At 66.9% G+C, this 19,718-nt stretch carries 10 protein-coding genes; 6 read left to right on the forward strand and 4 right to left on the reverse strand.

Annotation, left to right across the window (positions count from 1 at the left end):
• On the forward strand, window positions 1-3,555 hold the full coding sequence (gene tssM, locus CX676_RS19690) for a type VI secretion system membrane subunit TssM (RefSeq protein ID WP_101754505.1): 3,555 nt from the start codon (window positions 1-3) through the stop codon (window positions 3,553-3,555).
• Between the two features lie 4 nt (window positions 3,556-3,559).
• Complete coding sequence (tagF, locus tag CX676_RS19695; protein ID WP_101754506.1) at window positions 3,560-4,024, forward strand: type VI secretion system-associated protein TagF; 465 nt, start codon at window positions 3,560-3,562, stop codon at window positions 4,022-4,024.
• Here the strand turns inward: tagF and CX676_RS19700 are convergent.
• From CX676_RS19700 to CX676_RS19715, 4 genes are all read right to left on the reverse strand, one after another.
• A complete protein-coding gene (locus CX676_RS19700) occupies window positions 4,011-6,464 on the reverse strand; it encodes a type VI secretion system Vgr family protein (RefSeq protein WP_101754507.1) in 2,454 nt (817 codons plus the stop codon). The genes tagF and CX676_RS19700 overlap by 14 nt on opposite strands.
• Window positions 6,465-6,565: 101 nt before the next feature.
• Window positions 6,566-9,019, reverse strand: a complete 2,454-nt coding sequence (locus CX676_RS19705; protein ID WP_157936010.1) for an ImcF-related family protein — start codon at window positions 9,017-9,019, stop codon at window positions 6,566-6,568.
• Window positions 9,020-9,022: 3 nt separating this feature from the next.
• Window positions 9,023-9,919 (reverse strand): M15 family metallopeptidase, encoded by an 897-nt coding sequence (locus tag CX676_RS19710; protein ID WP_101754509.1) that lies wholly within the window; start codon window positions 9,917-9,919, stop codon window positions 9,023-9,025.
• Window positions 9,919-10,683, reverse strand: a complete 765-nt coding sequence (locus tag CX676_RS19715; RefSeq protein WP_232816704.1) for a PP2C family protein-serine/threonine phosphatase — start codon at window positions 10,681-10,683, stop codon at window positions 9,919-9,921. The genes CX676_RS19710 and CX676_RS19715 overlap by 1 nt, the downstream gene beginning before the upstream one ends.
• Window positions 10,684-10,811: 128 nt before the next feature.
• On the opposite strand from CX676_RS19715, the gene CX676_RS19720 reads away from it, so the two are divergent.
• The 4 genes from CX676_RS19720 (at window position 10,812) to CX676_RS19735 (ending at window position 19,685) form a co-directional block, all read left to right on the forward strand.
• The gene (locus CX676_RS19720; protein WP_232816705.1) at window positions 10,812-11,519 is read left to right on the forward strand and encodes an OmpA family protein; all 708 of its coding nucleotides are present in this window, start codon (window positions 10,812-10,814) and stop codon (window positions 11,517-11,519) included.
• A gap of 168 nt (window positions 11,520-11,687) precedes the next feature.
• Window positions 11,688-13,451 carry a ShlB/FhaC/HecB family hemolysin secretion/activation protein gene (locus CX676_RS19725; protein WP_101754510.1) on the forward strand — a complete coding sequence of 588 codons (1,764 nt, stop codon included), beginning with the start codon at window positions 11,688-11,690 and terminating at the stop codon, window positions 13,449-13,451.
• Window positions 13,402-17,760, forward strand: a complete 4,359-nt coding sequence (locus CX676_RS19730) for a two-partner secretion domain-containing protein (RefSeq protein WP_101754511.1) — start codon at window positions 13,402-13,404, stop codon at window positions 17,758-17,760. The genes CX676_RS19725 and CX676_RS19730 overlap by 50 nt, the downstream gene beginning before the upstream one ends.
• Window positions 17,760-19,685 carry a caspase family protein gene (locus CX676_RS19735; protein WP_101754512.1) on the forward strand — a complete coding sequence of 642 codons (1,926 nt, stop codon included), beginning with the start codon at window positions 17,760-17,762 and terminating at the stop codon, window positions 19,683-19,685. The genes CX676_RS19730 and CX676_RS19735 overlap by 1 nt, the downstream gene beginning before the upstream one ends.
• The last annotated feature ends 33 nt before the right edge of the window (window positions 19,686-19,718 follow it).

Raw genomic sequence — 19,718 nt, forward strand, 5'->3', positions numbered from 1 at the left:
ATGGCCGTCCTGAAGAAAATCCTGGGCTTCCTGTTCTCGCGCTTTCTGTGGACGCTGATCGGGGTCACCATCCTCTGCGTGCTGATCTGGCTTTACGGCCCGCTGATCTCGTTCGGCGAGATGCAGCCGCTGGCCTCGGACCTGACGCGGATCATCGTCATCGGGGTCATCATCATCCTGTGGCTGCTGTCGATGCTGCTGCGCCAGATGCGCGCGGCGCGGGCCAACCGTGTCTTCGTGCAGGAACTGGCCGCCCCGCCGCCCGAGGCGAAGCGCGGTCCGGGCGACGAGAACCTGGCCGAGGTGCAGAGCAAGTTCCAGGGCGTGCTGGAGCAGATGAAACGCTCCAAGCTCGGCAGCCGCAAGTTCCTGCGCGACATGCCCTGGTACGTGATCATCGGCCCGCCCGGCACCGGCAAGACCACGGCGCTGCGCCAGTCGGGCCTGCATTTCCCCATCGACCTCAGCGACGATCTGAAGGGCGTCGGCGGCACGCGCAATTGCGATTGGTTCTTTACCGAGGACGCGGTGCTGATCGACACCGCCGGCCGCTATGTCGAACAGCAATCCGACCCCGAGGTGGACGCCGCCGAGTGGAAGGGCTTCATGGACCTGCTGGTCAGGCATCGCGGGCGGCGGGCGCTGAACGGGGTGATCCTGACGCTGTCGGTGCAGGAACTGGCGGGCGATGACAGCTCGATCCGCGACCATGGGCGCGAGATCAGGAAGCGGCTGGCCGAGCTGCGCGAGCAGACCGGGCTGAAACTGCCGGTCTACCTGATGATCACCAAGGCCGACCTGATCCCCGGGTTCGAGGAATTCTTTGGCGACCTGAATTCCCGCGACCGCGAGCAGGTCTGGGGCGCGACCCTTGGCACCGCCGACCGCATCGACGGGCTGACGGTGGATCGCGAGATGCAGGCCCTGCAGGCGGCGCTGGAAACCCGGCTGGTGGACCGCATCGCCGACGACTTGCCGCTGCCGCAGCGCGCCGCGATCTTCCGCTTTCCCGCGCAGCTCGACCAACTGACCGCGCCGCTCAAGGTGCTGATCGAGGCGGCCTTCGGCGAAAGCCGCTACGAGGAAAGCCCCTGGCTGCGCGGCATCTACCTGACCTCGGCCACGCAGGAAGGTTCCCCCATCGACCAGATGCTGGTGGGGATCTCGGGCTCTCTCGGCCTCTCCGCGCCGGTGCCGGAACAGCGCCGCCATGGCGAGAAGCGCAGCTTCTTCCTGCGCAACCTGCTGACCGAACTGATCTTCCCCGAGGCCGGGCTGGGCCGTTTCGACCCCCGCGCCGAGGAACGCCGGCGCTGGCTGTGGCGCGGTGCGCTGGCGGCTTCGGCGGCAGCGGTGGTGCTGCTCGGCACGCTGTTCCTGTTTTCCTTCCTGCGCTGGACCGGCGCGCTTGGCGACCAGGAGCGGCAATTGACCGACCTGACCGCGCGGCTGGCCAATGTCGCCGCGCGCGAGGCACCGACCGATCCGCTGGACCTGAACCTCGCGCTCGAGGCCGCCAATGCCACCGCGCTGGCCGCCACCCCGGCCCCCGAAGGCCCGCTGACGCTGGCCGGTCCCGGCGCCCTGCCCGAGCTGAACCAGATCCATACCATCGCCTATGACCGCACCTTGCGGAACATCCTTGAACCGCGCATGGTCGCGATGGTCGAGGCGACCATGTGGCGCCACAGCCGCGACCCGGAATTCCTGCTGGACGCGCTGAAAGCCTATCAGATGCTGACCGGGCAGGCGCCCTATGATGCCGAATTCCTGTCGAACTGGTGGCAGGTGGCCTTGCCGGAATATGCCCCCATCGACCCCTTCCCGACCGAGGAAAGCCTGGACCACCAGCTGGCCGCGCTGGACCGGATGCGCTCCGAGGAAGCCAAGATCGAACCCGACGCGCAACTGGTCTCGGTGGCGCTGCAAAGCATCTGCACCATTCCGCTGGCAGTCCGCGCCTATCGCAGCCTCTTGTCCAACCCGACGGTGGCCGGCCTGCCGGAATGGGTTCCGGCCGAAGAAACCGGCCCGAACGGCGCCCGCGTGCTGACCCGGCTGTCGGAAAAGACCCTGCGCGACGGGCTGCCCGGGGCCTTCACCTATGACGGCTTCCACAGCACCGTCCTGCCGCTGCTGCCCGAGGTGGCGGCGCAGGCGGCGCTGGACCGGGCGGTCTTTGCCGGCGGCTGCAACGAGAATGCCGAAGCCTCGGAGGAAAAGCTGCAGGCCGATATCCTGAAGCTCTATTACGACGATTTCATCGCCCAGTGGGATGGCTTCCTGCGCGACATCCGGCTGACCCCGATCACCGACCTGACCGATGCGCAAAGCAATCTGAAGGACCTGTCCTCCGCCGACAGCGCGTTGAAACGCCTGCTGCTTTCGGTCGTGGCCGAGACCGACCTGACCCGCCCGCCCGAAACGCCCGAGGCCGAAGGCGGCGACAACGCGGCGGCGGAAAAGGCCGGGATGAAGGCGGTGTCAAAGCTGGGCCGTATCGGCAAGCTGGTCAAGACCGGCGTCAGGATCGCCGGCAGCGGCGGCGATGCGGCGGCAGAACCACCACCCCCGCCGGGCCTGCCGGTCTCGGAGCATTTCATCCCCATCCGCAGCACCGTGCAAGAAGTCGACGGCGCACCGCCGCTGCTGGATGATGCCGTGGCCGCGCTGGCGGCGCTGTCGAACGAGTTGCAAACCGTCGCCGCCAGCCCCGATCCGCAATCGGCGCTGCTGGCGCGCGGCGGGTTGCCGCAGCTGACCGGCACCATCGCGAACGAGGCGACGCGCCTGCCCGACCCGATCGACAAATGGGTGGCGGGCATCGCCGGCGACACGATCAGCGTCACCCGCGAGGCCGTCATCGCCCAGTTGAACGCGCGCTGGCGGGCCGATGTGCTGCCCTTCTGCCGCTCGGCCACGGGCGGGCGCTATCCCTTTGACCAAGGCTCGGCCATCGACGTGAACACGCAGGATTTCCAGCGCCTGTTCGGGCCGGGCGGGCTGATCGACGGCTTCGTCAACGACAACCTTGCCGCCTATGTCGACAGCACCGTGAGGCCGTGGAAATGGCGGGCCGATTTCGGACTGGACGCCAGCCTGCTCGCCCCGTTCGAGCGGGCGCGCTCGATGCGCGATGCCCTTTTCCCCGGTGGCTCGGGTCCGGTCATGGCCTTTACCCTGCAGGCGACCGACCTCTCGGCCAATGCCAGCCGGGTGACGCTGAACGTGGATGGCCAGGTGCTGACCTATTTCAACGCCGCCACCCGGCCCGAACCGATGACCTGGCCCGGCCGCGACGGCACCAACATGATCACCCTCAGCTTCGCGCCGGTCGATGGCACCTCCGAGATCATCAGCTCGGAAAGCGGCAGCTGGGCGTTCCTGCGGCTGATCCGGGGCGGGGCGCTGTCGAAGACCGCGCAGCCCGATGTCTTCGCGCTTCGCCTGTCGGCGCGGGGCTTTTCCTCCAGCTTCGACCTGCGCGCCAATTCGGTCGAGAACCCCTTCGACCTGACCATGTTCTCGGGCTTCAGCTGCCCGGTCGGGTTCTAGGGGCGTGGCGACCGGGTTCTTCGGCAAGCTGCCCGCGCGCGGCGATTTCGTGACGCGCGGCCTCCCGCCCGGCGCCCGCCCAATGGTCGATCGCTGGCTGACCCGGATGCTGGCGCCGCTGGCCCGGCAGCCGGAGGACTGGCCCGCCGGGGGGTTCCGGGCGCTGCTGGGCCATGGCGATGAGGCGCTGGCGCTGCTGATCCTGCCAAGCCGTGACACCTCGGGCCGCGAATTTCCACTGGCCGCCGTCAGCCCGGCCACCGCCGCCGGGCAGGCCGAGATCGACCACTGGGCCGATCAGGCGCTGACGGCGCTGGACCGCGCCTGCCGGGGCGATCTCGATGCCGATGACCTGGCCGCGGTGCTGGACCCGCTTGCGGTGGCAGCGGGCCAGACCGCGCTGACCCCGCCCTTGATCTGGGCGGTGGGTCAGCCACCGACAGAGCCGGTGGCGGTCAGTTCTGGTTGATCTTGCTGCCCTTGATCGTCACGTCGCTATCGGCCTTGACGTTGATCTTGCCCGAGCCAGTGACGGTGACATCCTTGCCCTCGATATTGATGGTGCCGTCCTTCTTCATCGCGATCGCGGCGCTGCCGCATTTCAGGATGATGCTGTCGCCCGCCTCGATGATCAGGTCCTTGCCGACCTTGATCGCCATATCCTCGCCGATCGACTCGCTGGCGGATTTGCCAATGCTGATGACGCTGGCCTCGCCCACGGTCAGGCTGCTGTTCTTGCCGATCGTCACCGAACGGTCGATGCCCACGTTGATCGTCTGGTTGTCGGCCACGGTCCAGCTGTCATCCGCGCCGATCAGGTGCTGCTGCGCCGCACCCACGGTCACCGCGCGTTCCGCGCCGATGGTGTTGGTCTGGGCCGCGCCGACCGTCCGCACCTCGGCCGCGCCCACCGTGTCGGTGCGGGCGATGCCGATGGATATGGTCTGGTTCGAGCCGACCGTCTGGCTGTGGTTCGCGCCGATCGTCTCGGTCGAGTTCGAGCCGACCGAGATGGTCTCGTTCGTGCCCACCGTCAGCGAGCGGTTGACCCCCACCGTCTCGTCATCATTGTTGCCGATGCTGACGGTGCGATCGACGCCCACTGTGGTGGACTTGTTGTTATCCACCGATTCCGTCCGGTCATGCCCCACCCATTGGGTCGCGTCATGCACCACCTCCTCGGAAAAATCATTGCCGATATGGCGGGCCTCGTTGTTCTTGACCAGTTCGTTATGGTCCTTCTCGGCCTGGAAATAGACCTCTTCATTGCCCTTCTTGTCCTCGAAGCGCAGCTCGTTCCAGCCGCCGCCGCCGGGGCTGGAATTCGACTTCCAGCCCGATTGCGTGGCATTGCCGGGCAGCGCATAGGGCGGCATCTGCTCGGCGTTATAGACCCGGCCGGTGATGATCGGCTGGTCCGGGTCGCCGTCGAGGAAATCGACGATGACCTCTTGCCCGATGCGCGGGATCTGGATGAAGCCCCATCCCGACCCGGCCCAGGCACTGCTGACGCGGATGAAGCAGGTGCTGTTCTCGTTCCGCCCGCCAAGGCGGTCCCAATGAAACTGAACCTTCACCCGGCTGTATTTGTCGGTATAGATTTCCTCGCCGCTTGGCCCGACCACCACGGCGGTCTGCAAGCCCTTCATCGCCGGTCGCGGGGTCAGGCGCGGCGGGCGGTATTCATGATCCGAGGGCACCATGCGGTAGATGGCCGAAAAGCCGCCATCACCGGCCTCGCGGGCCTGAAATTCCTGCATCGACAGAAAGCGGCCGGCCCCAAGCGCCGCATTTTCCTCGGCCCGGAACAGGGTGGTCAAGGCGCCTTCGCCGCCCCTCTCGCCACCACGCTGCTGCCAGGCAAGCGAGCGGAAACGGCCGCCGCGAATGTCGTAATCCACGCGCTCGACGGCGAATGAAGCATTTTCGGCGGCGCGCGGGAATTCCGTGACCGTGACGACGCTGCCCGAGGCCGGGTCGGGATAGTTCGACAGCGCCGTGATCAGAAAGGCATGGGCCTGATCCTGCTGATTGCGAATCTTGGCCTGCAGATCGCCGCGCCCGTGTTCGATGTAATTGCCCGGATAGCTATAACGCTTGCCGGCGCTGTTCTTGTGGGACAGCGCATTTTCATATTGCGCGGTCAGATCGGCCGAGGGTTTCTCGAAATCATAATCGGTCAGCAGATGACTTCCCGAAACCACGCTGTCGACCCGGCTGAAATTCACGATCTGGCCGCCTTGCGACCTGGTGTCCGGCAGCTCGTGCCCGTATCGCAACACAATCGGGTCGGCGCCGGTATCTTTCAGCAATGGCACTGAATCGCTTAAAATCAGCGTATGCTTACCCTCCTCGAAGCGAAAAAAATAGAATATCCCTTCGTGTTCCAGCAGGCGCTGAACAAAGTTCAGATCGCTTTCGCCATACTGAACGCAATATTCGCGCTTGGGCAGGGGTCCATTCAGATGCCAGTCGTAACCAGAGACCTGATGCTGATTCAGAACGAATTCGACGATCTCGCGCACCGTCTGTTCCTGAAAGATGCGGTTATTGGTGGCCTTTGACAGCAGCCACAGCTTGGGGCGTAGCACCAGATGATACAGCCAGCCTTCGGATGCCAGCCCGGCAAATCGGAAGCTGTCGACGATGCCGTGAAAGATCCTTGGCTCGCCCAAGGCGCCGGTGTCGATGCCCAGGGTCAGCGTCACCTCTTCGCCCAGCAGATCGTTTGCGAGGATGTCGGGGCTGCCGCTGACGGCGGTGATGTCATATTCGAAGCATTGGCTCAGCATGTCGTGGCCGCGCATCGACAGAAAGGCCAGCCCCCGAAAATCTGCCAGGTTCCCGGATGCAAGCGACCCTTCGAAAGCCAGGGGCGTCTGCAACGTGGCATAACGTTCCGTCGACATTTTTCCGTCCCTTCATTAACCGCGTCTGCGATGCAGAATACGCGCCGTCGGATGATATCGCGAATTATCCAATTCACGAAACGTTGCGCCAAAAAATATCGTCACAGATTTGGCGGGCACTCAAATCCCCGCATCGCAGCGCGCACGGAAACCGGATTCAGCTTGTCGGTAAAGATCATCTCCAGAAAGACCCGCCCGGTATCGCTGCGCAGATCCAAGAGCACCCGCGCCCCCTCGTCGCGCAGCCGCAGCCGCAGCGTGTCCATCAGGTGCAGCAGCCCCCATGGCCCCGGATGCACCAGCCGCCCGGCATCGGTACCCTCGCGGAAGCTGACCTCGATGCCCTGATCGGGCGATGGGCCGGGCCAGACCAGCTGCACCGGCGCGCCGCTGGCCAGAACGGGTTGCGCGACCCCGCCGATGGCCACCAGCGTCTGGCCACGTTCGGCCAGCGCACTCAACGTCAGCGGCCGGTCCAGCGCACCCGCGCTGCCAAACAGCCCCTGCGAGATCCGCGCCGCGCGTTCAAAGAACAGCGCGCTTTCGGGGTTCAGCCCCTCGAACCGCGCTTCGGGCTTCCAGCGCCAGGGCGATTCCGCGGTCTCCAGCAGCGGCAGGGCATTGGCAGCCAGAAACTGGCTCAGCGTGCCCTGCGGCCCCAGCAATCCGGCCAGTTCCGCCGTGGTCGTATCCGCCCCGCCATCGGCAAAGGGATAGCGGCCCTGGACGATCTGCTGACAGGCGGGAAAGACCTGCTGCTGCCATTGCCGGGTCAGGGTATTGCCGCCCGCCTCGGCCACGGCGGCCTGCGGACTGGCAGACTGCGCCAGCACATCCTCGGCGATCTGCACGACGATGCGCGGCGCCGCCTGCAGCGCGGTGATCGAGCGCGCCCGGTCGCCAATGCTCATCAGACGGTCCATGCCCCGGCGCTGGTCCAGGTCGATCGCACCAAGCGCCACGTTCAGCTGCGCGAAAAGCGCCGAGATCTCGGCCATCCGCCCCTGTTCGACATATTGGATGAACGGCCCGAACTCGCGCGCCAGCTGCAGTTGCTGGTCATGGCCGCGCTGCCGGTCCGGCCCGCCGACCTGCACCCAGACCTCGCGGAACAGCCGGGTCAGCGGGTTGTCGGGCCGGGCCAGCGCGCCCGAGACCACGATGGCGGTTTCGCGCTGCGCGAAGGGCTGGACGCGCAGATCGGCCAGCCAGTCCTTCCATGCGGCGATGGTCTGCTCCTGCAACCGGCCCATCAGCAGGTCGGGGGTGGCGTTGTCCGGGGGCAGCGTCTTGCCCAGCACCACCGGCGCAATCGCCCGCGCCTTCTGCACCGCCACGCCGACGCCATAGTCGCGCGCGTAATTCCAGCCCTCCTGCGTGAAGAGGCCCGGCAGCGGCGTTCCCATCGGCAGGCCCGATCGGCGCAGCAGCACCTGCGACAGGCCCGGCACCCGCGCCTCGGGCGACCAGGCCGGCAGCGCCCGCATCTGGTCGGCGCGCTGCAGTTCCAGCCAGGCACGGTCGGCCTCGGGAATCTCGGCGGCGAAACCCATGGCCTGATCGCGCAACTCGCTGTCGCCCGCCGTCAGGCTGGTATCGGGTCCGGCCAGCGGGCCGACATGCGCGCCCAACCCGGCCAGCCCGACACGCGCACCGTTATCTTCCAGCCAGCCGGCCAGGTAGCCGGGGGTCCAGCTGTCCTGCCCGGTCAGCACCGACCAGGCCCGCAGCGCATCGTAAAGCACCAGCCCCTCGCCCTCGGTGGCAATGGTCGTCTCGATCCCGGCGGCGATGGCACCGGGCACCTGAGCGCGCACCGCCTCGGCATAGGCGGCCTCGGCCCGGCTCTCGCTGTCATAGTACGGCAGCCTGACCAGCCGTTTCAGCGGCGCCTGAACCGCAGCGTCCGACACCCGGCCCACGGCGGCGCGCATGTCATCCAGCCGCCGCACCAGGTCGGCACCGCTGCGCGGGCGGTCCAGCCCGATGACCAAGGCCTCGGCCTCGAAGCTGGCGTTGATTCGCTGGTGATAGCGGTATTCCAGGAAGCCGGCATAGCCGACCAGCGCCAGAACCAGCACCAGCGCGAAACCCGCGACCTTCCAGCCCCAGCCGCCGCTGCCCTTGCGGCGATGGGCATCGCGGGCGGTATCGGCCCGCGTCAACAGCCCGCGCAGGAACTGCTCCAGGTCGGCAAAGCTCTCGCCCTGCGCGGCAGCGGTGCGCTGGAATTCGCGGATGCGCGCCAGCGACATGTCGCGCCCGTCGAAAAGTTGCCGCCGCGCCAGCACCGACCATGTCGCCAGATCGATCTGCGCCAGCGTCCGCGCCCGGTGGTCCAGCAGCACCGCCAGCCCGTATCGCGCCGGCTTCAGCGCCGGTTTCGCCGTGCCGCCCCGCGCGGCATCCGTCTCGAATCGGTCCAGCAACCCCTGCGCCTCGTCGATCAGCCGCGCCGCACCGCGCCGGGCGCGCAGGTCCAGATCGTCGATCATCTGCAAGACCGGCGCGGCGGCGCGATCAAGGGGCGAGGGCTCTCTGCGTCTGGCCGCCATCGCCTAAAGCTTGCCCTCGGCCTGCCATTTCCGCAGCGTCTCGACGCCGACCTCGAAATGCATCGAATCCTCGCGGCTATAGGTCGCGCCCCAGAACCAGCCTTCCTTGTTGAACAGTTCCGCCAGCAGCAGCAGCCCGAATTGCGTGCCGCCATCGGCAAAGCCGTCCAGCTGATCCTCGAGCTTCAGATCGATGGCCGTGCCCCAGGAATGGTTCGAGACCGCCGTGCGCGAACCGCGGATCAGCCGCGCGCACATCGCCCCGGCAGTGCCAAGCGCGTTGTAGATGTCGGGCTCGCTGGCCTGCAATTCGGCCAGGATGCGTTCCAGGCTGTCCAGCGCCGGCTTGACCATGGTGACCTTGATCGGCCCGATCTGGCGCGTTTCCAGCAGGGCTTTCAGCCGCGGCTGCGTCACCGACTGGCAATCGGTGCCGTAATTGTCGCGCGGCGGACCCAGCACCTCCATCATCACCCGGTTGCCGGGTTGGGTAACACCCTGGTTGAAGCGGGTCTTGGCCAGCCGCATCACCTCGGTCATCTGGGCGGTGCCGCCGTGATCCCCGACCTCCTCGTCGCCGGTGCCAAGTTCGGGGGTGGCGGCCGTCACCTCGGGGACCACGCCCGCAGTGGCCACTGGCGCGGCCATGCGGGGCTGGGCGGCCTGCAGCGCCAGATCCTCGGACAGGCGCTCGATCTCGACCTGCGCATCGCGGACCTCGGCCCGCAGCTTTTCGATATCGCTGCGCTGCGTCGCCAGTTCCGCCTCGTTGCGGTTCAACCGCAGCTCCGCGCTGCCATCAGCGGTTTCCAGCAGCGCGCCGACCACGGCGAAGGCGATGGCCGCGATCACCAGGCCGATCGCCACGATGATCGGGCCGATCAGGGCACCCTGACGCATCAGCCGGCCTCCAGCGCGAAGATGCTGACCACCGAGACATTGTCGGGCGCGCCGTTTTCCAGCGCCCGCAGCGCCAGACCCCGGCACAGGCTTCGGGGATCGGCGGGCCGCGCCATGATGGCGGCGATCTCGGCATCGCTGACGCAGGTGGTCAGACCGTCCGAGCACAGCATCAGCCGGTCCCCCAGGATCAGCTTCACCGTCATCGTATCGACCTCGAGGCGCGTCCCGACGCCGACCGCGCGGGTCACGACATGGCGCTGCGGGTGGCTTTCGCGCTGCTCGGGACGCAAGAGGCCGCCATCAACCAGTTCCTGCACCACCGAATGATCGTTGGTCAGTTGCCGCAAATGCCCGCCGCGCCACAGATACGCGCGGCAATCGCCGACCCAGGCCACGGTCGCCGTGCCGTTCTGGATCATCGCCGCCACCACGGTCGCGCCCATCCGGTCGATGCCCTCTTCGGCGCTGCGGGCCAGGATCATCTGGTTCGCATCCTCGATCAGCTTCCTGAGCCCCGACGCCGGCGGCGCGTCATCGGCCAGCGCGGCGATGCGATCGACCACCATGTCGGCCGCCATGTCGCCATGGCCATAGCCGCCCATGCCGTCGGCCACCGCCCAAAGCGCGCCGCCGGGATCGGTCAGGATGGCGTCCTCGTTGTTTTCCCTGACCCGGCCGACATGGGTCAGCCCGCTGCCGCGGAAGACCATCGGCGAGCTGCCGGGAAGAATCGCGGGCTGGCGGGTGATCGGCCCAGTCATTGGCGGCGCGTGCCTTCCTGCCGGGACAAGGGGGTCATCCAGAACCTCGGAATTTGGCTGAATTTCACTTGGATTAATGATAACCTACGAACCGGCCATATCAAAACTTTTCCCTATTCGGTGCCGACATGCGTTTCAAACCCCTCGTCTCCCTCTCGACCCTGCTTTGCGCGATGTCGCTGGCCCTGCCCGCCGCCGCGCAAAGCGATCTCTCCGTGGATGATCTGCTGGGGCTGTGGAACAAGCAGAAACAGGTCTTCCACGAGGCGGGCACGAACCCGCTTGGCAAGACCCGCGGGCTTGAACTGGTGACCATCGACGACCCCGCGACCGCAGCCGCCGCACCCGATGCCGGCGCGTCCGTGTCGATGACCCCTGCCGCTGCCGAGACGGCGGCGACCAGCGAAACCGCCGCTGCAACCTCGGCGACCGATCCGAATCGGCCCCTGACCGCCGCGCCGGAAACCGTTCAGCCGGTCGTGTTCGGGCAGTTGGCACCCGAGCTGCAGGTGAACCTGCAGATCAATTTCGGCTTTGACAGCGCGGCCTTGGCCGAGGACGAGAAGCCGAAGATGCAGAAGATCTGCGAGGCGATGAAGCAAAGCGATGTGCAGGTCTTCCGCATCGTCGGCCATACCGACACCGCCGGCAGCGACGACTATAACGAGCGTCTGTCGGTCCTGCGCGCCAACGAGGTCGTGCGCTTCCTGACCGAGGAATGCGGAATCGACGCCGCGCGGCTGGAGGCGCTTGGCATGGGCGAGCGTTTCCCCTTCAACGCCGAGAACACCCGGGCCGACGAGAATCGCCGGGTCGAGTTCCAGGCGATCAGCTAGCGCCGGACGCAGCGGCGCACGAGTTTATGCATAAATAATTCTAGCCGCCCAAAAATGTTTTCCGGCAACAGCGAAAGGATATTCGCTGATAAACGTCTGGACAGTAACACCTTTCGGGTTATTCTGAAATTAACCACGATCCAAAAGATTGCCTCCAAGGGGTTCCCTATGGCCAAAGCTGACGCCAGACAAACCGGCCGTGCGGCGATCTGGAGGCGGATGCAGCTGGCTTGCGCCGCCTCGCTTTGCCTCGCGGCACCGGCAGCCCTGTCGCAGACCGCAAGTTCGGTCACGCCGGACTCCTTCCAGCCGCAACTGCAGGATCTCGGCGGTTCGGTCGTGTTCAGCGGCAATACCGGGACGCAGGCGCCACCGGGATCGGACCAGATCGGCATCACCCTCTCGGGCGTGACGCTGGAGGGGGCATTTCCGCAGATGGCCGCGGCCAATGCCGGGTTCGAACAGCGGTTGACCCGTGGCCGGATTCCCGTTTCGGAGCTTTTCGAGGCCTCGAGCGAGCTCGAAGCCGCCTATGCCCAGGCCGGGTTCGTGCTGGCGCGGGTGGTGCTGCCCCAGCAGTCGCTGCGCGATGGCGGTGTCCTGCGCGTCAGCGTGATCGACGGCTTCGTCGAGGCGATCGACACCTCGCGCACGCCGCCCGAGATTCGCCGCCGCATCGATACGCTGACCGGCCCGCTGCTGGAACGCAAATCCATCACCCTCGCGCAACTGGAACGCCAGCTTCTCTTGGCCGGCGATGTCTCGGGCGTGGCGCTAGGATCGGCATTGGCCACCGGGCAGCGGCCGGGCGGCACGGTGATCGCCCTGGAGCCGGAATTCCGCCGGATCACCGGCTTTGTCGGCTTTGACAATTTCGCCCCGCCGGAACTGGGCAGCATCGCGCCCGACGACCTGCACGGGCTGGTGTTGAATTCCGGGTTCGAGTTGAACAGCCTTCTGGGCTATGGCGAGACCGTCTATGGCCGCCTGTCCGCGTCGCCCAAGGGCGTGCTGTCCAGCGATCCGCGCTATCGCGTGCTGGCACTTGGCGGGGTCATGCCCATCGGCTCGTCGGGGCTGGCGCTGAACCTCGAACTGACCACCAGCGACACCACCCCCGACACCGACGAACAGCCGACCCGCTCGGATTTCGACCGCCAGTCCTTCCGGCTGATCTATCCCTGGATCCGCTCGCGGCAGATGAACCTGACCTCGCAACTCATGCTCGACCGCCAGACCGACGAGATGAACCTGCGGACCTCGGGCCTGCCGGCGGTGTTCCGTGATCAGTTGACCGTGCTGCGCTTCGGCACCAGCCTCGCCTATACCCATCAAAGCGGCAGCTTCTCCGAGGCCGGTGTGGTCCTGTCCCGCGGCATCGATGCCTTTGGCGCGCGAACCGCCGAGGATGCCGCCGGAACGCTGGTGCCGCTGTCGCGGCAGGGGGCGGATGCGACCTTCACCAAGATCGTCGGTTCGGCCACCCATCAGCGCGCCCTTGGCGAACGCTTTGCCCTGTCGATGACCGGGCGCTTCCAGACCGCCTTCGGCGACCCGCTTCTGACCTCGGAACAGTTCAGCATCGCCGGCCCGAACGAATTGTCGGCCTTCGATTCCGGCGATCTGCGCGGTGACAGTGGCTGGGTCTTGCGGGCCGAACTGTCGCATCCCCGCTCGGTCGAGCTGCGCGGCACCCCCTTCACGCTCAGCCCCTATGCCTTTGCCGGGGTCGGCGAGGTCAGCATCGAACGGCCAACCGCGGTCGAGGCTTCGTCGGAATCGGCCCATGCCATCGGCATCGGCCTCGATCTTGTTTCGCAGACCGGATCCCGTTTCCGGTCGAATTCCCTGAGAATCGAATACGGAAGAGGAGAGCGCGATCATGGCTCGGACAATTCTCGCGTCAGTCTTTCCGGGAATTTCCGGTTCTGATCACCCCCGGCCGCTCCGGGCCGTGCTGCTGGCCAGCACGCTCATCGCCGCCCTGCCGACAGCCGGCCTGACGCAGGAACTGCCCACCGGCGGCTCGGTCGCCAGCGGCTCCGTCTCGATCGGTTCCAGCGCGCCGGGATCGATGCAGATCCAGCAGGGCTCGGACCGGGCGGTGGTCAACTGGAACAGCTTCTCCATCGGCAGCGGCGGCGCGGTGAATATCCGCCAGCCCGGCACCAGCAGCGCCATCCTGAACCGCGTCACCGGCGACACCACCAGCCAGATCCACGGTTCGCTGACGGCCAACGGCCAGGTCCATATCGTCAACCCGAACGGCATCCTGATCGGTCGGAACGGGCAGGTCCGCACCGGCGGCGGCTTCGTCGCCTCGACGCTGGATGTCTCGGACGATGATTTCAACCGGGGCCGCTTCAGCTATCGCGGCAACGGCGCCTCGAAGGGCGTGACCAACCTTGGCTCGATCACGGTCGGCAGTGGTGGCTATGCTGCACTGATCGGCGGGCGGGTGAACAATGCCGGCACCATCGTCGCGCCGCTTGGCCGCATCGGGCTTGGCGCGGGCGAGCGGGTAACGCTGGACCTGTCGGGCGATGGCTTCCTGCAGGTCGCCCTGCCCTCGGAAGATGACGGCGATGACAGCGCCCTGATCCAAAACTCGGGCCGGGTCTCGGCCGATGGCGGGCGTATCGAGATGAAGGCCGCGACCGCCCGCGATGCCGCGCGCAACGCCATCAACCTCTCGGGCGTGGCCGAGGCGCGCTCGGTCTCGATGCAGAACGGCGCCATCGTTCTGGGCGGCGGCAGCGGCGGGGTGGTGCGCGTCACCGGCCGCGTCAGCGTGGCCGCACCCCGCCAGCCGGTCCGCAATCCGGGGCTGAGCAGCTCCAGCCGCCCGCCCCGGCAGACCGGCGGCACCATCGACATCACCGGCCAGCAGATCATGCTGCTGGGTGCGCTGCTGGATGCCAGCGGCGATGGCGGCGGCGGTCGCGTGCGCATCGGCGGCGATTTCGCGGGCCAAGGGTCCCTGCCCCATGCCGACAGCGTCAGCGCCGATGCCGAGACCCGGATCACCGCCGATGCCCTGACCGAGGGCAATGGCGGGCGCATCGTGCTCTGGTCCGACCGGCGCACCGGCTTCGTCGGCAACATGTCTGCACGCGGCGGCAGCGAGGGCGGCAAGGGCGGCTTTGTGGAGGTCTCCAGCGGCGGATCGGTCCTCTATGACGGCCGCACCGACCTGCGCGCGCCGAAGGGCAGTTGGGGGACGCTGCTGATCGACCCCACGGATATCTTTGTCCCCGGCACAGTGAGCGAAGACACGATCGAGACAGCCCTCGCGCTGGGGAATTATACGCTGGATACCTCGGCGGCCGGCGAGGGTGCGGGCGATATTTTCATCGGCGACGACTCGATTGGCGGCGGCGACATCAGCTGGACGGCTGACACCCAGTTTCGGCTGATCGCCAACCGCGACATCGTGATTACCAGCACGATCAGCGGCGCGAACGGTCGGCTGAGCCTCGAGGCAGGCCGCGACATCACCCTGCGCGGCGCCGATCTGACCACATCGGGGCTGACGATGGATGCCACGACCATCTTCATATCCGGCTCCAGCGTGACCGAAACCGGTGCCAGGGGTCGCGTCAGAACCGACAATTTCATCATGTCCGACGGTCAATGGACCCAACGCGGCGGGACGCTGTCGCCTTTCGCGGCCGGCAACTTCAATCTGACCGAAGCGGCCAGTTTCCTGCGGGTCCGGGGTGGCACCGGCACCGCCACCAATCCCTATCTACTGACCGATGTCTACGGCCTTCAGGGGATGGATTCCTTCGTGAGCCGGGGTGAGGAAGTTCCCCCGCTGCTCAACAGCCATTTCGCATTGGCAAACGATATCACTGCCAGCGGAACGGCAGGCTGGTTCAGTGGGTTTACCGACGCGGCGGGTTTCAATCCCATCGGCTTCGACCAGGGCGAAGGCAGCGATCCGTTCACCGGCAGCCTCGATGGGCGCGGATACAGGATCATTGGCCTTTCCGTTGGCAGCGGCAATGCCGAGGGCGGGCTCTTCGCCTATACGGATGGTGCGACCATTCGCAACCTCACCCTGACTGGCCTACAGATCAGCGCCAGCGATGTCGCCGGCGGACTTATCGCACTGGCCGATGACACGACGGTCAGCAATGTCCACACCGCCGGCAGCGTCGCCATGCAAGGCAACGACTTTTACAAGACAGCCGGCGGCCTTGTCGGCGTCATGGATGGCGGCAGGATCACCCTTTCCTCATCGGCAGCAACAGTTCAGATTACCCAGAGCCCCGGTGAGGGCGCCGATGTTTCGGCTGGTGGCCTGGCCGGTGAAGTCTATTCAGGCAGCGTCATCGACCGCTCGCGCGCGACCGGTAATGTGACCGTCACATCAAGCGAGAGCGGCTTTTTTTCGGGCGCTATCGGCGGTTTTGTCGGCTATCTGAGCGGTACGATCACCGATGCCTACAGCAGTGGCGATGTCAGCGTTGTTCTCAGCGATGGGTTCGGAGCCTCGGCCGAGACCTCTGTGGGTGGCTTTGCCGGATTCCATCGCATCGCCGGCAGGGACGCCACCATGATCCGAACCGCCGCGCATGGCGATGTCACGGTCACCGGCGGCGATTTCGCGGTGAATGTCGGCGGGCATACCGGAACCAATATCGATGGCGACATCATCGACAGCTATGCTGACGGGGCGGTGACCTCGTCCTCGAACATGGAACAGACTGTCGGCGGCTTGGTCGGCTTCACCAGCGGCGGCGCGCTGACGAACACCTTTTCCAGCGGCAGGGTAACGACCAGCGGCACGGGCTCGCGCAGGGTGGGCGGGCTGATCGGCGGCAACGGTTTTGCGATGCCCACCACCACCGTCACCGCCTCGTTCTTCGACCGCAACCGCAGCGGACAGGCACCGAACGGCCTGCCGGGCTATGGCCAGGCGATCAGCACGACGACGCTTCAGGATACCGCCGCCTTCCTGGCGCTGGCCGGATCGCAGGGCTGGAATTTCAGCACGGTCTGGGCCCCGGGGGATCGCGGCGTGAACCCGGCGATCTATACCATCGACCGCGTGGTCTTTGCCCGCCCGAACAACGTGACGCTGCAATACGGTCAGGCCGAAAGCACCAGCACCACCGGCACCACCTACGGCGGCCCCTCGGCCTATGTCTTCGCGCCCACCGGCGACACGCTGGCTGTGGCATCGGTATTTGACAGCCTGACCTTCCCAAGCCGCAATGTCGGAACCGGCCAGTTCAGCCTGACCACCACCTCGCTCACCAGCGCGCGCGGCGAAAGCTACCGCGTCGTCGACCTGCCGGCGACCTACCGGATCACCCCGGCCCCGCTGACCATCCGGGCCTCGGACCAGAGCAAGGCGGCGGGCGCGGGCTTCACCTTCACCGGCGGAGAGTTCACCACCTCGCGGCTTTTCTATACTGATCGCGTCGGCAGCGTCGACCTGGCCAGCCTTGGCGCGGCATCGGGCGCCGGGGCCGGCAGCTACGCCATCAGCGGGTCGAATGCCGCAGGTGCGGGCCTGTCGAACTACACCATCACCTATGTGCCCGGTACCATGACCGTGACCCCGGTGGCAGGGCCGACGGGTACGCCGATCCCGGACGGCATTCCCCGCCCCCTCGACATCCCCGCCTTCGGCCTGCCTAATCCGCAGGACACGATCCTCGTCTCGGATGGTCCCTTCGCTTCGCCCGACCCGGCCAGCGCCTCGGTCAACGCCACCGGCGCCGCCGTCTCGCAGATCATCCTCGAGGCGCGCAACTCGGCTTCGAGCACGCTGGCCGAGGTGAACCAGATGTCCTCAGTGCTCGAGATTGCTGCCGCAAGTTGTTCGCAAAGCGATGCCGATGTCAGCCGCTACCTGGCCTGCCTGTCGGACGCGCTGGATGATTTCGCCAACAAGCTCGACGAGATCTCGACCGACCTGCCGCCCGGCATGGAGAACGTGGCCGAGATCGTCCGCGATGCCCGCCGCAACATCGACAGCGCCCGCACCCGTGCCGAGCGCCGCCTTGCCGGGGCGACCACCACCGCCGAGCGCGAGGATATCCGCCGCGATGCGATCAACGAGGCGCGGGGCGCCATCGCCAGCGCCTCGGCCCAGATACGCGAGGCGATCACGCTGGTGCGCGCCGATGACCCTGAACTGGCCCGCGTCCATGCCGCGACGATCAACCGCGTGGCCGAGGCTGTCGACAGCGTCGGCATCGAACTGGCGCGCGCCGTGGATCTTTGATGGCGGCGCTGCGGTTTCTGCTTCTGGCCGCGCTGGCGATCCTGTGGACCGGCGCGGCGAGGGCGGCGGACCGCGTGGCGCTGGTCATCGGCAATTCCGACTACCAGGCTGTCACCACGCTCGAGAACCCCCGGAACGACGCGCTGGACCTGTCGGTCGCGCTCGAGGGGCTGGGCTTCGAGGTCATCCTTGGCCGCGACCTGACCCGCGAGGGGATGCAGCAATCGACCCGTGATTTCGCCGATGCCGCCAAGGATGCGCAGGTGGCGCTGTTCTTCTATGCCGGTCATGGCTTCCAGGTCGGCGGCCAGAACTACCTGGTTCCCACCGATGCCCGCATCGCCCGCCCCGAGGATGCGACCCTGCAGACCTTTGCCATGACCGAGATCCTGGCCGCGCTGAAGGACAGCCCGGCGCTGAAACTGGTGTTCCTCGATGCCTGCCGCGACAATCCCTTTGGCGCAACCCTGCAGCGGGATGGCGAGGCCGGTGAGGGTCTGGCGCGCATCGGCACCGAGGCCGATTTCCTCTTTGCCTATGCCACCCAGCCCGGCAATGTCGCCTTTGACGGGACCGGGCGGAACAGCTTCTTTTCCGCCGCGCTGCTGCACCATCTCTATACCCCGGGACAGCCGATTTCCGACATGATGATCGCGGTGCGCCGCGACGTGATGACCGCCACCGGCGGTCAGCAGATCCCGTGGGAGAACTCGTCGCTGACCCGGCAATTCGCCTTTGATACCGGCCCGCCCGACATGTCGCAGGAAACCCTGTTCTACCAGGTCGCGACCGGCGCGCAGGATGACGCGCTGATGCGGCTCTATGTCGATCTTTACCCCGAGGGTGCGCATGTGGGCGAGGCGCAAAGCTGGCTGCAGACCGGCACCAGCACCCGCTCGATCGAGCGCGGCGACGACGCCGAACAGGCGCGGCGGTTGTGGACGCTGGCGCAGCGCAGCCGGGTGCGGCCCCTGCTGCAATTCTATCTCGACCGCTATCCCGAAGGGGCCGATGCCGCGCAGGCCCGGCAATTGCTGGATCTTCTGCCCGACCTGCAGGACAGCACCCCCGCCGCATTGTGCGAACGTCTGGCGACCCATCCCCGCGATGCCGTGGCCGGGACCTCGGGCGTGCCCTTCGAGCGGCTGCAACAGAATGCCGTCGCCGCGATCCAGGCCTGCTCGGCGGCGGTGACGCAATCACCGAACCTGCCGCATTACGTCGCGCTGCTGGCGCGGGCGACGGCCGCCTCGGGCGATCTTGGGCGGGCGGTCGCGCTGTACGAAACCGCCGCCGACCGGGGCGACCTGCGCGCGATGGTCAGCCTCGCCCAGCTGAAGGAAAGCGGCAATGGCATGGCCGTCGATATCCCCGGCGCGATGGCGCTTTACGAAAAGGCCGCCGAGGCCGGCAGCCTCGATGCGATGAACAACCTCGCCGTGACCCTGTTCGAGGGCAAGGACCTGCCCAAGGACCAGCCCCGCGCATTGGCGCTGTTGCAGCGCGCCTCGGACGAGGGTTCGGCGCAGGCGACCTATAACCTTGGCTACATGCGGCTGAACGAGGTCATCGGCACCCCGCCCGAGGCGCTGGATTTCTTCCTGCGCGCGGCCAAGGGCGGCGACACCCGCGGCTATCGCGCCGCGGCGATCATGCTGGACAAGGGCGGCATGATCGACCGCAACCCCGCCGAGGCCGCCAACGCCCTGCTGCGCGCCACCGCCGAGGATGACGGCACCGTGCTGGCCGATCTCAGCGCCAATACCGGCGGCTGGTCCAGCGACACGATCACCCAGGTGCAGCTGAAGCTGGCGGCGGCGGGGCTCTACACCAGCGATGTGGATGGCCGAACGGGGCCGGGCTTCACGGCGGCGCTGACCGGCTGGCGCAATGGCGGGTTCGATGCGGAGGTGCTGGGCGAGTGAGAGACCGTCCCCCAGCCCGAAGAGAAGGTCCCC

The organism is Paracoccus zhejiangensis (assembly GCF_002847445.1).
Taxonomy (GTDB): Bacteria; Pseudomonadota; Alphaproteobacteria; order Rhodobacterales; family Rhodobacteraceae; genus Paracoccus; species Paracoccus zhejiangensis.

Excerpts from the sequence above, each read along its gene's own strand:
- tssM (WP_101754505.1), top strand. The coding sequence starts at position 1 with ATGGCCGTCCTGAAGAAAATCCTGGGCTTCCTGTTCTCGCGCTTTCTG.
- CX676_RS19700 (WP_101754507.1), bottom strand. The coding sequence starts at position 6,464 with ATGTCGACGGAACGTTATGCCACGTTGCAGACGCCCCTGGCTTTCGAA.
- CX676_RS19705 (WP_157936010.1), bottom strand. The coding sequence starts at position 9,019 with ATGGCGGCCAGACGCAGAGAGCCCTCGCCCCTTGATCGCGCCGCCGCG.
- CX676_RS19710 (WP_101754509.1), bottom strand. The coding sequence starts at position 9,919 with ATGCGTCAGGGTGCCCTGATCGGCCCGATCATCGTGGCGATCGGCCTG.
- CX676_RS19715 (WP_232816704.1), bottom strand. The coding sequence starts at position 10,683 with ATGACTGGGCCGATCACCCGCCAGCCCGCGATTCTTCCCGGCAGCTCG.
- CX676_RS19720 (WP_232816705.1), top strand. The coding sequence starts at position 10,812 with ATGCGTTTCAAACCCCTCGTCTCCCTCTCGACCCTGCTTTGCGCGATG.
- CX676_RS19725 (WP_101754510.1), top strand. The coding sequence starts at position 11,688 with ATGGCCAAAGCTGACGCCAGACAAACCGGCCGTGCGGCGATCTGGAGG.
- CX676_RS19730 (WP_101754511.1), top strand. The coding sequence starts at position 13,402 with ATGGCTCGGACAATTCTCGCGTCAGTCTTTCCGGGAATTTCCGGTTCT.
- CX676_RS19735 (WP_101754512.1), top strand. The coding sequence starts at position 17,760 with ATGGCGGCGCTGCGGTTTCTGCTTCTGGCCGCGCTGGCGATCCTGTGG.